General features: G+C 59.0%; 8 protein-coding genes. 4 read left to right on the top strand and 4 right to left on the bottom strand.

The annotated features are described in order from the left end of the window. Positions 1-191 precede the first annotated feature (191 nt). A complete protein-coding gene (locus tag J4E00_RS18135; protein WP_208176674.1) occupies positions 192-4,946 on the bottom strand; it encodes a reprolysin-like metallopeptidase in 4,755 nt (1,584 codons plus the stop codon). Between the two features lie 361 nt (positions 4,947-5,307). Continuing rightward, positions 5,308-7,122 carry a M61 family metallopeptidase gene (locus tag J4E00_RS18130; protein ID WP_236049927.1) on the bottom strand — a complete coding sequence of 605 codons (1,815 nt, stop codon included), beginning with the start codon at positions 7,120-7,122 and terminating at the stop codon, positions 5,308-5,310. 141 nt (positions 7,123-7,263) lie between these two features. Between J4E00_RS18130 and J4E00_RS18125 the strand changes: the two genes are divergently transcribed. From J4E00_RS18125 to J4E00_RS18115, 3 genes are all read left to right on the top strand, one after another. Further along, positions 7,264-8,142: a C40 family peptidase gene (locus J4E00_RS18125; protein WP_208176673.1), complete on the top strand. Its 879-nt coding sequence runs from the start codon at positions 7,264-7,266 to the stop codon at positions 8,140-8,142. Positions 8,143-8,738: 596 nt separating this feature from the next. Continuing rightward, positions 8,739-9,179: a DUF2147 domain-containing protein gene (locus J4E00_RS18120; RefSeq protein WP_208176672.1), complete on the top strand. Its 441-nt coding sequence runs from the start codon at positions 8,739-8,741 to the stop codon at positions 9,177-9,179. A gap of 171 nt (positions 9,180-9,350) precedes the next feature. Beyond that, a complete protein-coding gene (locus tag J4E00_RS18115; protein ID WP_208176671.1) occupies positions 9,351-9,986 on the top strand; it encodes a hypothetical protein in 636 nt (211 codons plus the stop codon). Positions 9,987-10,064: 78 nt separating this feature from the next. Here the strand turns inward: J4E00_RS18115 and J4E00_RS18110 are convergent, their stop codons facing one another. After that, positions 10,065-12,128 (bottom strand): M1 family aminopeptidase, encoded by a 2,064-nt coding sequence (locus tag J4E00_RS18110; protein WP_208176670.1) that lies wholly within the window; start codon positions 12,126-12,128, stop codon positions 10,065-10,067. A gap of 211 nt (positions 12,129-12,339) precedes the next feature. Here J4E00_RS18110 and J4E00_RS18105 point away from each other — a divergent pair, with 211 nt between their 5' ends. Next, on the top strand, positions 12,340-14,598 hold the full coding sequence (locus tag J4E00_RS18105; protein ID WP_208176669.1) for a gliding motility-associated C-terminal domain-containing protein: 2,259 nt from the start codon (positions 12,340-12,342) through the stop codon (positions 14,596-14,598). Between the two features lie 21 nt (positions 14,599-14,619). Here J4E00_RS18105 and J4E00_RS18100 read toward each other — a convergent pair whose 3' ends face one another. Next, positions 14,620-15,273 (bottom strand): heme-copper oxidase subunit III, encoded by a 654-nt coding sequence (locus J4E00_RS18100; RefSeq protein WP_208176668.1) that lies wholly within the window; start codon positions 15,271-15,273, stop codon positions 14,620-14,622. Between the last annotated feature and the right edge of the window lie 53 nt (positions 15,274-15,326).

The following is a 15,326-nucleotide window of genomic DNA, read 5'->3' as shown; positions in this document are numbered from 1 at the left end:
CGCAGACTTTTACGTCTGCATCCGTGCGCCGTTAATGTCGTTCGGGTTTCCGCTGGGGATGCGTACCAGCATCAGTGCTACGATGCCCTGAATGGGAAATTGCTCTAAGGGGTCCAATTTTTACTATTGCCCAATCAAAAAGGCTCCACGCAACCTGCGTGGAGCCTTTTTGATTGGGCAATAAAGCTTTTCTACTGCTTCACCAGCTTCATCTGATGCACGCCGGCAGCAGTGGTGAGGCGCACCAGATAGAGGCCGGAGGCACGATTAGCAGCCTGCCATTTTACGTGGTGCAGCTCGCCAGCTGTGGCAGTGCCGGTGGCCAGCGTTTCGACCAAGCTGCCTTGAGCATTGTATATGGCCAGCGAATACTTGCCGGCCAGCGAGAGCGAGAAGTCCAACTCTACACTGTTGCTGAAGGGGTTGGGGAAGCTTTCCAGTACGGTGGTTAAGGTCACTTCATCGGCTACACTGGGGCGGGCAGCAGCCTGAGCACTGGCCGGCTCCGTCCCATACACAAGTACCCCTTGCCGATAAATGGTCATTTGAGGGTGCTCAGCCAGCGGAGCCGCCGGACGGTAGGAGTAGTCGTTGGCTTGGTTGAAGGCCGACCAGTTGTTCATGTGCAGACGGAACAGCAGGTCGCCCGAGTTGCTCAACGGGGCCAGAGCGCCCGCACCAGCGGCGAAGTGCAGCTCCGCGTAGGTTTGCGTGCCCTGTTGCCCGGTGGCCAGCGTCACATTTGAATTGCCCAAAGCGGCATAATCTACGCTACCAACCACCGGCGACGGGCCATCGGGGGTATACCAGTAGCGCACTGTTAGGTCGGAGTACGGCACGGGCTGGTTGCCCAGGTTGCCTATCTGGGCCAGCGTGGCGATGAGCGGACTGGTAGCGGAAGCGCTTTGGTTTTCAGCATACACCTTCAGGCTGTTCACAACTGGGGCACTGGCAGGCTCCTGGCCGCTGATGAGGATGCCGTTGCGATAAACGGTGATGCGATTGCTGGGCAGGTAGGTACTGTTAGGAGCGTAGGAGTAGTCATCGGTTTCGTCGAAGTTGGTCCAGCTATTCTTGTTGAAGCTGCTCAGAATGCGGCCGGAGCCCGTACCCGGCAGCAAGTTGCTAGCCCCCGGCAGGAAGGAATATTCTACGTAGCCAAATGCTCCCTGACGCGGGGCTGCCAGGGGCACGTACTGCGCCTGCACCAGCGAGGTCCCCAGTTCGGCATAGTTCACGGATGTGGTGAGGGCCGCGAAGTTCTCCACCGTCAGCCAGTAGCGTATCGTTAGCTCGGCGTACGGAATGACCGTGGTGCCATCGTTGAGCAGCTGCAGGTTGGGCCGGATGACATTGTTGGTGGGTTGGCCGGGCTCGTCGTTCTGATAAAGCACCCGCACATTGGCAGCTACTGGTGCGTACACCCGAATGAGCGGCGTGGCGGCGGTATTGTCATTGCCGGCGTCGTCGTGGGCAACGCCAGCCGCAATGGTCACTGTAACCATGCCGGGAGCCGTGGGCGTCACGTTGAAGGCGTAGCTAGTGCCACTGCCTGTGAAGCCGCTCACCGTGCCATTGGCTACGGTTACATCAGTGGCTTCAAAGTCGGCTACCGCTTCCGAGAACAGAACGGTGACCGGAATGGGGCTGGTGCTGGTAGTAGCGCTAGCCGTGCTGCTGAGCGTAACGGTCGGGGCTATGGTGTCAACCGTAAAGGTGTTGGTATTGCTGTTGGCGCTCACACTCTGGCCACTGAGCTGGGCCGTGGCGTACACGGTGTGGGCTCCTTGAGCCAGCGCCAAAGGCTGTAACACGTTGAACACGCCACCCGTAGCCGTGGTGAAGCCAATATTGCTTCCATCCACATACACATTCACGGTGCTGCCCACCGGGGCCGTGCCGCTGTAAGTGGGCGTTGTCGTGGCAGTCTGGCTATTATTGGCCGGGGCCGTCAGCACTGGGGCCGTTGTCACGGCCACAATGTAGCCGATGCTGAACGGCACGGCTGCGGTGTTGCCATTGCCAGCTGCGTCCTGTGCCTGGTTGGCCGCAATGTTGAGCGTTACGGTGCCGGGACCCGCGGGCGTAATGCTCAACGCATACGTGGTGCCGCTGCCGCTCAGAGCGCTCACCGTGCCATTGGTCACGCTCACATCGGTGGCAGTGAAGCCCATCACGGGTTTCGAAAAAACCACCATTACCGGGATGGGGCTCATTGGTGTAATCGGACCGGCGGGACTGGTGATAACAACCGACGGGTTTACGGTATCAACCAATACGCCGGCGGTTGAAGGAACAGCATTAAGCATCAGAACCGCGCTGTTACCAAGCGCGTCTTGGATGATACCGCCATTGAGGACAAGCGTGCCAACGGTGATGCCATCGGAGTCGGAATCGCCCGGAACCACAAAGTAGCGGAAAACCAGCCCCGTTGTTCCCGAGCCCCCCACGTACAGGGCCTGGCGAACGACCGTTCCTACGGTGAGCCCCAGCGAAGGCACGCCGCCTGCCGTGTTCACAATGGCCGCTTTGTTGAAGTTTACGGTGAAAACAAGGTCCTGCCCGGTAACATAAATCCCGTTGGAGGGGACGGTTACCCTGGTCACCACGGGGCCGGTCTTGTCGATGGCGTACACCTGCCCTACGAAGGGCAGCGCCGTCGAAATGCCGGGGCTCAGGCCAGTGGCATTCACCAGGTTTAGGCCCAGCGTGCCGCTGCCGGTACCAGTGTTTACCGCTACCGTGTAAGTAGACCCCGAACCGCTTACCAAACTGATGCTGGCCCCGCTCACGCTGCCAGTGGTAGCGAGCGCAAAATTAGCCGCTGAGAGGCCCGTCACGCTGCCCGAAAACGTTACCGCAAAGGCCACAGTTGCTGAGTTGGTGGGGTTTCCCCCCGCCCGGTTGATGGAGGTGATAGCAACCGGCACCGCCGTTGCGGCAATGGTGAAGTTGGTATTTGAGATATCGAAGAAGTAATTGTCGCCGGCTTCCACCATGATGCGGGCCGTAGTAGTGGGCAGGTTGGGCACCGTAATGGCCTCCGAGCCGTCGTTCTGCGTGTTGGTGGCCAGCACCGTGGGGTAGGTCAGGCCGCCGTCGGTGGATAGGCGAATGTTGACACTGGTGCAGCTAACGGGTGCGGTGTTGGTGCCGGCCACGTCCCAGGTCACGGTCTGAGTCGAAAGCCCAACCCAGCTCACGGCCGCGTTTGGCGCAGTTACCACAAATGGGCCGGCGTTGCTGGTCGTGCTTATGAGCACGGTGCTGCTGCTGTTCACGCCCTTCTGGTTGTCGCGCACCGTCACCCGAAAGTTCAGGTTGCGCGACACTGTAGGCAGCCGCTCGCCCGTAGCAATGGTGTTATTCAGCAGGTCGGTTAGGCGTGGGAAATAGCGTGTGGGGCTTGTAGTAGGCGCAAATGAGCGAAAAATAGGGGGTGACTGCCCGGCCACCTGCGCAGCAGTGAGCGAAACGCTCGGTCCTAGGTCATACTCCTCCCAGTTGTAGGTAAGGGCATTGCCATCGACATCGGTAGCGCCCGCCGTTAGCTTGAATGGTGTGCCGATGGGCATCACCTTGCCACTGATGGGCAGGCTCGTGATAGCCGGTGGCGTATTGCCAGTGGTTGTCGTTGTGCCGCAGCTCACTGTGCCCAGGTAGGCACTGATTTCCTCAAAGCTAACGACATGGAAAAACGGGTCCGAGTGCGACTGCAGGTCATCGGTTCCACAAATGCCAGCGTAGGCCATTATTGTGGAGCCCGAGCCCGGCTCGTAGGCTGTGCTCGCGCTGCGGTTGCCCCCGCCGCAGTTACTGATGCTGCTGTTAAATGTATGGCTCCCACCGAACTGGTGGCCCAGCTCGTGCGCCACGTAATCAATATCATAAGCATCACCTACAGGGGCTGGTAAGCCCGTTTCGCCTTGGGCCTTGCGAGTACTGGAGCACACAACCCCGCGTCCCGCCAGGCCGCCGCCGCCAGTGGTAAACACGTGCCCAACGTCGTAGTTGGCCGTACCAATCACGGCGTCGAGGTTGGTTTGGTTTTCCGACAGCAGCGTGGAAGGACTCGTATTCGTGTAGGGGTCGGTGGCGGCGTTGGTGTAAACAATGGAAGCATTGTTGGCTACCAGCACCATGCGCACGGCCAGCTCGGTTTCATACACGCCGACCACGCGGTTTATACTCGTCACAATGGCCGCCTGCCCCAACGCCACGGTACCTCCGTGAAACGCCGTGTACTCGCCATCAGCGGCCACGGCCAGCCGGAACGTGCGCAGCGTTGTGCCAACGGTACGGGCCGCACTACCGCCGCGCTGGGCGGCACTGACCCCGCTGGGGGTACTCACGCCGCAGTTCCACTGGCTCACGGCCATGTCCTTGTGGTAAAAGCTCAGGTAGTGCTGCTGGTCAGTCTGGCTCACGGGGTCGATGTACACCGTGCCGCTGGCCGAGAGCACTTGCGCGTGGAAGCCTCGTGGCGTCACATCGAGCCGAATGCTGGCCGTGGGGTCGTCCACGCCCACCCCGCTGTAGGTTTTGATGCTGGGAAACTGCGCGGCCAGCCCCGGCTCCATCACCGGCGACTCCACCACCCGGAAATGCCCGGTGCTGCCATCCGGCAGCGGCAGGGCAAATACCAGCGGCGTAGCACCCCGGCCTTCGAGTGGGGCGGTGGCCAGCGCCGCCTGCATGCCCATGGCATCAATGGTGAGCGGGCGCGACTGCCGCAGCGAAGCTGCCAGCGGTGAACGGGCCGCCGCGTTTCGGGCAGCGGCATCATCCTGAAACAGCACGGGCGCGAGCCGCTGCTGTTGGGCCCGCGCCCCCACGGCGCCAAACAAAACCAGGAGCATTATCAGCCCGCCCGGCAACAACCGGCCAGCCTTGCCACCAATGGCCTGCATACGACGCAACGTCGCACCTGAATAAGAGTGTTTCATAATAAAAAAGAAGTAGTGAAGGTGATTATGACGAAGAGGGCCAAATATATCACTTTCAGCCCTTAATAACACGTATAATCCAATATTTTACCCGTATGTTTTAATAAATAACCTATTCAAGCTTGCTACGCCACATAATGCTCGTCCATTCGGAAGCTATGGTGGTCCGGCCTTTATCGTAGTAACATTCCCATTTCGATGGGTGGCGGGAGCGAACGAGGGCCGGTTGGCCACGACCGATTGGTTATTGTCGCCTAGGTTTCTAGCAAGGCTAAGGGACCTATACCTAATATAAAGGGCATAAAAAAACGCTTCCAGCTAGGCCAGAAACGTTTTCTATAGCAAACGAGTTATTCCCTCGCTACTTGCCCAGCCATTTTGCCAGCACCTTCTGCTGAGCGGCCGTGGGGTTGGGCATGGGCTGAATGGTGAACTTGCGGTCGGGGTTGGGCAGCATCTTCAGCTTGAGGTCGCGGGTGAGGCCGTCGCGACGCACTTGCAACGCTACCTCGATGCCCGGCGAGCCGCTCATCAGCGACTTCACGGTTTCCTCGCTCGGGGCCGCCCCGTTGATGAACAGCACTTCATCGTTCACACTGAGGCCGGTATTCCAGGCGGCTCCGTCGCGCAGCACACTTGTCACCAGAAGCTTGCCGGTGCGGTTCGAGAAGTTAGCGCCCAGGGTGCCTTCGGTGGTCAGGGCCGCGTTGGTTAGCGTGAGGCCGGCATAGCCCAGGGCCGTGGCGAAATCGATGGGTTTGGTGCCATACACGCTGTTCTGGAAGAAGTCATCGAAGCGGCGGCCAGCCACGGTGGCCACGGCGTCCTGGTATTCCTGGTCGGTGAAGCCCCGGCCGGCCTTCTTATAATAGGTATCGTAGAGCAGGCGAAACACGTCGTCCAGGTGCTTGGCGCCTTGCGTGGCCTGGGCAATGTTCAAATCAAGCCAGGTGCCAATCAGGTCGCCCTTCGAGTAGTAGCTGATTTGGGTGTTGATGGCATTCTCGTTGGGCCGATAATACTTAATCCAAGCGTCAAAGCTGGATTCGGCGGCCGACTGGATGCGGTTGCCAGGCGTATTTTCCACCTCGCCAATGGCATTGCCCAGCTTGCCCAGGTACTCCTCCTGCGAAAGCACACCGGCCCGCTGGTCGATTTGCTTGGAGTAGTATTCGGTCATGCCCTCACTCACCCACAGCATGTGTGTGTAGTTTTCCTGGTCGTAGTTGAACGGACCCAGCGCCACCGGCCGGATGCGCTTCACGTTCCACAGATGGAAGTACTCGTGCGCCACCAACCCAAGGAAGGACTTGTAGCCGGCATCGGTACCATAGGTGGTGCGGCTCACCTCCAGCGTAGTTGAGAACAGATGCTCCAGGCCACCGCCGCCCCGCTCCAGGTTGTGCACAATGAATACGTAGCGGTCGAGCGGATTCTGGCCTACTACGCGGTGTGCTTCTTCGCACACGCGCTTCACGTCGGCCACCAGCTTGGCGTCATCGGCCTGGTAGGTGCCGTACATAGCCAATTGGTGCGGGGTGCCGTTGGCCGTGAATTCCAGAATTTTCTGGTTACCGATTTCAATAGGCGAGTCGGCCAGCTCGTCGTAGCTTGCAGCCTTGTAGGTAAACTTACCGGTAGCGGGCTTTAGCGAAGTGCTCACCTTTTCCCAGCCGGCAGCGGGCTGCACAACCACAGTGCTGCCCAGCATCTTGTTGTCGGCCGGGTACATGAACACGCTGGTACCGTTGAGGTAGCCATGGTCGGCATCAATGAATGAAGTGCGGACGCTTAGCTCAAACGCGTACACCCGATAGCTCACCTGAAAGCTGGCCTGCTTGGGATGCTTCACCCGCCAGGTGTTTTTGCTGATTTTCTCCACCGCCAGGGCTTGGCCGCCGCTGGTGCGCGCCTGAAATCCTTCTACGTTTTTAGAAAATTCGCGCACCAGGTACGAGCCGGGAGCCCACACGGGCATCTTCACATCAGTATAGTCAGCCGCGAAGCCTCCCAGCTCCATTTTCACTTCGAAGTAGTGGGACTGCGGCGCGGGCATGGCCAGGGTATAGCGTAACGTGGGCACAGCCGCCGCTGGACGCATGGCCAGGCCGGGAGTAGAAATCAGCAGTCCGGCCAGCGCCGCACCACGAATAACTTTGTTTGTTTTTATAGGCATTCGAGAAACAATAAGAAATCAGATGGGAGCAAGGGCACAAAGTAAGCCCCGCAGGTTGCCTCCAACCTAGTGGGCGGCCCGGCCGTTAGGAGCTAGCGCGGTGCTTATCCCCCATCATCGCACCTCAATACCAGGTTTCCTATGCGTTTTATCTGGATGATTTTTGCGGCCTTGTTGATAAGCATGGTGGCGGTGCTGCCTCGCCTGGGCCACCATGCCAAAGCTCCTGCCCCACTGGAAGCCAGCAATTCGGCCTCGCTGGCGCGGCCGGCTTCGCTACGCTCCGCAACCGGCGCGGCACCAGCCGGCCGGGCAGATAGCATTGTGGCCTTCGGGCTGGCCCAGCAAGGGACGCCCTACGTATACGCGGGTACCTCGCCCCTCACCGGCTTTGACTGCTCGGGGTTTATCATGTACACCTTTGCGCATTTTGGGGTGCTTGTCCCCCACTCTACCGCACTGCTGATTGATGTGGGCCGACCCGTGGCCCGCACCGAAGCCCAGCCCGGCGACATTGTCGTATTCACCGGCACGGCTCAAACCAGCACCACACCCGGACACGCCGGTATCGTCATTTCGCAGCGGGGCGAGGTGCCGCTGCGCTTCGTGCATGCCTCCTCCTCGCGCCGTGAGCCATTCGTGAAAGTGAGTCAGGTAGAGAATACCGACTACGAGCGGCGTTTCATGCAAGTGCGGCGGGTACTTGGGCCAGGCACCAGCATCGTAGCCACGGCGCGGCCGAAGTTTCCGGCCCCGGCCAGTACACCACGCGTTGCTCCGCTTCAGGCCCGTCCGGTGGCAATAGCAGAAGCGCCAATGCCCGTAGCCGCTCTACCAACCAAACTGGCACTTAAAAAGAACTCATCCCGTTCCTCAATCTCCTCTCACAAAAAGGCCACGGCCAAAGCCACAGCTGCCAAAAAGAAACCTGCTACGAAGAGCAGAACGGCCACCAAACCCCGCCCAGCCACCAAAAAGCGTGCTGCTACTCCGCTGAAGCGTACCACCCAAAAGTGGTAAACGCAGCGATGCCCGGCCTGCCTCTGCCGTCCCACTGAAGGGCGACTGGGCAAACCGGGCATCTAATCCTTCAAATCTTACCAAGCGGCGAAACTGGGGTACAGTTCCGGCGTCTTCAAAGATAAGACCTGGCCGAATGTGGGCAGCCTTAGGAGCTACCCCACGAAGCTGTTGTTAGGCGCGTACTGCGGTGAAGAGTACGACATTCGACAGGCTTGGCAGGATTTGTTTGGGACTACTAGACATTTTGTACCTCCTTTCTTTACGTTCGACATAGCCCCGGTCGCGCGGCCCAGCACCTTAGGGCTGCTTGAGCGGGGTCGTAGCACTCACTACTGAGCGGTAAAGTTAATAGCCGGGGCTAAGGTTCAAAGCCGAACTGCCTTTTTTGGGGCAAATCGAGCGCTAATACCCTTTTAGTGCTGATAGTCAGCCTTATTATTTTTAGCAATTTTCAGCAGTTTTTGCCGGTTGGCCGTTTGCTGGAAACTTGGCTGCAAACTTGCCATACCGGCTTCGAAATAGCGGCGATAGCCGGCTCTGAAAAATTTCGCTTACTTTTCCCCCTCAAACCCACCTTCACGCACTCTTCAGAAATGAAAAAAACCTTGCTCCTGTTGTTTGCCCTCGTGTTGGGCGCTGCCGGTCTGGCATCCGCCCAATCCATGTCTCCGCTCGGGATTTGGACCAATGCGGAGAAAAAAGCCACGTTCGAAATCTATAAGTGCGGTGATAAGCTGTGTGGCAAAATTGTGAGCCTGACCGTTCCCAACGACCCCGCCACCGGCAAACCCAAAACCGACTCGCAAAACCCCGAGGTAAAGCTCCGCAGCCGCCCCCGTCTGGGCTTGGTATTCATGCAGGATTTCAAGTATGATTCGGACAATAAGTGGGACGATGGTAAAATTTACGACCCCGAAAGCGGCAAAACCTACTCCTGCTACATGAAGATGGAAAGCGCCAATACGATGGAGGTAAAGGGTTACATCGGCTTCTCGCTCATCGGCAAATCGCAGACCTGGACGCGGGTGAAATAACCACTGTCAGCCACTGGTATCCGGGCCGGCTCCTTACTAGGGGCCGGCCTTTTTTATGGCACGGTATGGGTATTGGCGGCGGTAGGCTAGGCGAAAAGTGCTACGGCCCAGCCTTGTTTTCAGAAACTATTTGCCGCAGCCCGTGTTTCGGCTTCATTAAATTCCCACGCCTTGTTCGATTTCCTTCAAAAACTGTTTCGCCCCAAAGTGGCCCACCCGGCTACGTGGCACGCCGTGACACTGTCATCGGCGCAGATACGGCGACACGCTCGCTGGGTCGAGCAGCAGGTCTTTTTGAATTGGCTGGAACCGTATTTTAAAGCCTACCACCTGCGCAAAGGCGGAGCCGCCGGCGCGCGCGGCCTGAAGGTGCAGCTTCTGCAGGAACCCGGCCGGCAGGGAGCCCTTTTCATCTACGACCCCACCATCGGGCCCGGCAATTTTCGCCACTTCTACGAGCACCTGGGTGAGCGGCTGCTGACCTTGGGCTACCACCGCGCCTGCGCCGACAGTTGCACTCAACGCAAGCAGAAGCTGTCCGAAACCGTACTCAAGCAGCTTTTCAAGCCCAATCCGACCGACTGTCCCAAAACCGGCGACTGCAACCAGCGCTTTGGCCTCGTTACTACCGATTTGGTGGCCGTAAATGGACACCCCATGTTTATTCGGGTCACCAGCAATGCTGTACTTCAGCCCGGCTTCACGCCGGCCGATTCATTTGATGAGCTGCTGAAACAGCTGTTGCACGCCCCAGGGCCCACACCGGCCACCCAGGCACTGATAAGCGAATACCACGAACGGTTTTAGATTAATTGCCGGTTATTGGTTGTCCGTTGTCAACGCGTCTTGGCCTCTGACAACGGACAACTAATAACCGACAACTAGCTATTCGCGTACAAACTGGCCCCGGCCCAGCAGTTCCGAACTAGCTCCCAACAGGCGGAGGTAGTAGAGGCCGGGGGTGAGCGCGTGCGTATCGAGTTGCGGAGCCTGAATGGCCTGGCGTAGTACGAGGCGGCCGGTGGCGTCCAACACTTCGGCCGTGATACGGCCAGCGGGCAAGGAAGTCAGCTGCAGTTGGTCGTGGCAGGGATTGGGATAGAGCGCTACTAGTGGGGCGGTGCTGGAGGAGCGCACGGCCAGCGCGAGGGTATTGTCTCGTACGGGTGGGCTGGTGGGCAGGTCGAGTACCCACTGGTCGGGGTCGACGGCGATGCTGGCCACGGTGCCGGTAGCAGCAAACTGAAACGTTTGGGTGGCTTGGCTCTGGTGCAGGCGCACAGTTTGGGTGCCGCCGTTGGTGAAGGTGAGGCGGTAGTCCACATCTGTCTCAAAAAACGGTGTGACGTTTGGCACGGAAGCCGTCTCGTTTATACGCAGCACCACGTTGCCTCCAACCTGGTTCCAGCTTCCAAGGAACGTGGGGTAACCCTGCCCCCGAAACCACTGCTGAAAAAAGTAACCCAGCGGCCGCCCAGCTTCGGCTTCGAAAATAGCCTGGAGGTTGGCCGTGCGGGCCGTCGAGCCCCGATAAGTGCTCTGGTAGGTGCGCAGGGCGCGGAAAAACTTGGTATCGTCGTTCAGCAAATAGCGCAGCATGTGGATGACGGCCGCACCCTTTTTATAGGTGAGCGGACTGTTGAAGATGCGACTCACGTTGGTGGTATCGGGCACGTACACGCTGCCCGACGAGTTTTGGGCTGAGCCGTGGGCGGTATCCATCCAGGAGCGGGCATCGCCGGGGGCTCCAAAGGCTTGGTACGACAGGTATTCGCCATATGAAGCGAAGCCCTCGTTGAGCCAGATGTCTTCCCAGGAGGCGCAAGTCACGTTGTCGCCAAACCACTGGTGGAAAAGCTCGTGGGCCGTGAGGTTGAAGAAAAAGCCATCCTGGGTGGTCATGGTCTGGTGCTCCATGCCACCGCCCAGGCCCAGCGGGGCCATGCTGTGGCCATATTTCTCGTTGGCAAACGGATAGAGGCCCACCAAACTCGAATAGTTTTCGATGAAGCCCGGTGTACGGTCAATCTCTCCTTGGTAGTAGCTCTGAGCTGCTGTATTGTAGAGGTAGTTGACGATGGGAATGGTGGGGCCGCCCGTGGGATGAGCGTAATTTACGTACTCTACGTAGGGCGCCACAGCCACCGAAATCAGGTAGTAATCAATAGGATGACGTGATTTCCATTCGTAGCGCACCTTATTGTTGGGCAGGGTCACGGTGCGGGCCAGCACGCCGTTCGAGCCTACCTTATTGGGCAAGGTAGTGGTCACCCATACGTCGCTGGAATCCGCTTTGTCGGTGAGGACCTGCTTGCACGGAAACCACTCGTGGGCCGAAAAAGGCTCCGATAAGCTCCAGGTGATGTCATAGGGAATGGTGGTGCTGAAGCCAATCTGGGCCTGGCTGCGGTTGCTCAGGCCGTTGCCAATGGCAGCCGAGTTGCCACTCGGGGCGGTACCGTGGTAATAGATCCGAGCGTCGGTGAGGGAGTTAGCAGCAGCGGGCTGGGCCAGAGCCGCGGTGGCATCCTGCCCCGCACGACGAATGCCCGGCGAGCGCCGACCGTTCACCACCACTGAATCGATAAGCAGCGTTGCCGTGCCAGCGGGCGAGTTGGTCGGGGCCTGGTACAGCTCAAACGCCAGCGAATCCAGGGCCTGACTCCCCACCCGCACCCGCATCCAGACCGAGCCGGCCACGTTCAGCGAAATGTTTTCCAGGGCTAGGTCCAGCTTATAGTATTTCACATCGTAGCGGTTCATCTTGGCACGGTGCCTAATTGATGATGTGGCCGTGCGCAACGCCGATTTGATATGCGCCGCCGCGCAAATCGGGCCAGCATCGAGGGCCGTGGCGCTTACGGCGCGGTCGGCCGTTGGCTGAGCACGGAGACTGCCAGCACCGGCCAGTAAGCCTACCAGAATCAAGGCTTTGGAAAAGAAACGCATAGCGTGGGTTGGATTGGTAACTTATTGAATGAGGTAGCGGTTAGCAGTCAGCTTCAGCCCGGTTCGAAGATACGGGGAGCAAGCCAAAAGGTGCCACCGCCGCTTTGCTGCGCCCGCTCATCCGGGGCTTGTTGTGGCGCGGCGGCACGTTGGGGTGCGGAGGCGTATATTTCGGATTATTCAGGATTTAATGCGCTTATTCCTCTACCCCATGCCTTTCCGCTTTCGTTTGCTCAGCTCATCGTGGGCGGCTACATTGCTATTTTTTTGTGGTTGCCTGCTGCTAGCCAGCCCGGCGCGTGCCACGCACATTGTGGGCGGAGAGATGGAACTGGTACACGGTACCGGTGAGTCCTACACGCTGATACTCAATCTCTACTTCGATGCCTACAACGGCAGCCCAAGCGCCCTCGATGCCGACCTGACGGCCTCCATTTTCGACAAAACCAACAACAACCGCATGATGAATGTGGTGTTGCCCCTCACCAGCAACACCTTCGTCAGCTATACCAATCCGGCCTGTACCAAGCCCACGCTCAGCACCCGCAAGCTGGTGTATAGCAAAGTCATCTCGCTACCAGCTAATACTTATACCAGCGCCCAGGGCTATTATGTAGCCGTGGAGCGCTGCTGCCGCAACAACTCCATCAGCAACATTGTGAGCCCCGGCGACGCGGCCCAAACCTTCTATCTGGAGTTTCCGGCGGTGGTGCGCCGGGGCCAGCCATTCTTCGATTCCACCCCCCGCATCTTCCCGCCGCTGGCCGACTATGCCTGTCGCAACGAGTTGTTTTACTACGACTTTGGTGGAACAGATGCCGATGGTGACTCGCTGGTATACGAATTGGTGACGCCGCTCAACGGCCACGCCACGGCCACGCAACCCAAGCCCGCTTCGGCCACGGCCGCGCCGTACTCGCCCATTAGCTGGAATTCGGGGTTGGGAACCTTAAATCAGATTCCGGGGGCCCCCACCCTGCAAATCAACCGGGCTACGGGCCGCCTCACGGTACGGCCCAGCAACTTGGGCCTGTTTGTGTTTGGAGTGAGCTGTTCAGAATACCGGCGGGGTGAAAAAATTGGCGAGGCACGCCGCGACTTTCAGCTCATGGTGCTCAACTGTCCCATCAATACTAAGCCCAGCATGGTGCTGTTGCCCGCCGCAACGGGCCAGGTGCCCTACCGCCCCGGCCGCGATACCCTGCGCCTGGTGCCCGGCGGCAACCACTGCGTACGTCTGCGCTTTACCGACTCCGACCCCAACTCTCGCCTCACCCTTTCGCTAAGCCCGGTAAACTTCTCGGGCCTGTTGCCAAACTTCACTACCGCCACCAGTGGCTCGGTACGCAGCGCCGGCATGCCCGATACCCTCACGGCTACGCTATGCTTCCCCGAATGCATCAACACACGCGGGCGGGTGTTTTTGCTGGATGTGGTGGTGGGTGATGATGGTTGCAGCCTGCCCAAGCGCGACACGGTGCGGGTGGCTTTCACCTCGGTTCCTCCACCTAATTCGCCGCCCTCGCTGGTTACTACGGCTGGTCCTCAGCTGCCCCTGGTGGCGCGAGTGGGCGATTTGGTGACGTTCGATATTGCTGGTACTGACCCAGATAATGACCCCATTCAACTGGAAATGACCGGGCGGAATTTCAATCCCACCGCCCTTGGCGCTACGCTCACGCAGGGTAGCGTGGGCACTCAGCAGCGCGGGCGCTTCTCCTGGCGCGTCGACTGCCGGGCCGTGGGTACCGATTCGCTTTACAATTTTCAGTTCACGGCCGCCACTTCGCCCTGCACCGAGCGGCAGGCGGTGAGCATCACGGTACCCGTTCTTGTGCGCTATACTAACCGGCCGCCGGTGCTGGTGGCCACGCCGGCTTTGCCTGTTCCAACAGCGCCGGGCCAGCTGCCTGTGGTTCGGCTTTCTCTGGGCGATACTTATACAGCCACTTTTGCGGGCACCGATGCCGACCGCGACGGCCTGACGATGACGGCGATTAGCGAGAATTTTGCGTTGGCTGATGCCGGAATGCGCTTTACCGCTCAGAATGGTACGGGTGTGGCGTCCGGTACCTTCCGCTGGGATGTGACTTGCGATGCTGTAAACCTGCACCGCCCGCTGGATGTAACCTTTCAGCTAGTTGATGCTACTTGCCGCCCGCTGCCCCAGCGCCAGACGGTTCGTTTCGAAGTTATCCGGCCCAATTCGCCGGAGCTCAAGCTCTACAACATCATCACGCCGAATGGCGACAAGGTCAACGACGAGTTTCATCTGCCGGAGTTGCCACTCAACTTCTGTGACGAGCAGTTTGCCAACATCCGGATTTACACCCGCTGGGGCCAACCGGTGTATGAATCCAGCAACCGGGACTTTAGCTGGCCCGGCCAGGGCAGCAGCAGCATCTATTATTATTTGGTCCAATACACCGATGGCCGGCAGTTCAAGGGCTGGCTGGAAGTGAAACCATAATTCGAATTCGCGCTAACAGCCTCAGTACAAGAACAAAAATACGGCAAAAAGTGCCACCCACAGCACGTCGATGAAGTGCCAATAAGTACCAAGAAGCTGCAGTTGGCGACGGTGGTAGGGGTTGCGGATGAACACCAACGCGCGCACCGCGTCGCGGTCGGCGTGGCTGACGCGCAACAGCAATGCCAACAGCAACAGGACGCCGCCGAGCAAGTGCGCTACGTGTAGGGCTGATATCAGGTAGATGAACTGGCCGCTACTGCTACTGGTATCGCCTTGGAATGGGACTCCGTTTCGGGTTAGCTCGTACCAACCCAGCATTTGCAGGCCAGCAAACACACAGCCCAGCAGCAACGTCGCCCCCAGGCAGCGCACAAGGGTACGAAGGTCATCGGCGGCGTAGAGGCGGGGCGCCTGCGCCATGGTGTAGCTACTCAAGAGCAGCACAATAGTGCTGAGAGAGAAGTAGCGCGGTAATGGGTGCAGGCCGGTAGGCACGCCGCTCCGTAAGCGGGTGAACACGTAGGCCACCACCAACATGATGAACATGATGGCAATGGCCAAAATTGCCAGGTACCCAGCCAGCAACAAGGGAGAAAGGCGCTCGATGCGCCCCAATGGCGAGGAGCCCCGCCGGGCTCCAACCTGGTTTTTACGTTCGTGTTCGGAGTTCATTTTGGTAGCACAAAGCGCCTGTACTTACCAAACTAAGCGCGCCAAAATTAGTT

It is taken from the genome of Hymenobacter negativus (genome assembly GCF_017571495.1).
Lineage (GTDB): Bacteria > Bacteroidota > Bacteroidia > Cytophagales > Hymenobacteraceae > Hymenobacter > Hymenobacter negativus.
Note: the sequence above shows the minus strand (reverse complement) of the source record. Positions and strands in the feature narration are given on the sequence as shown.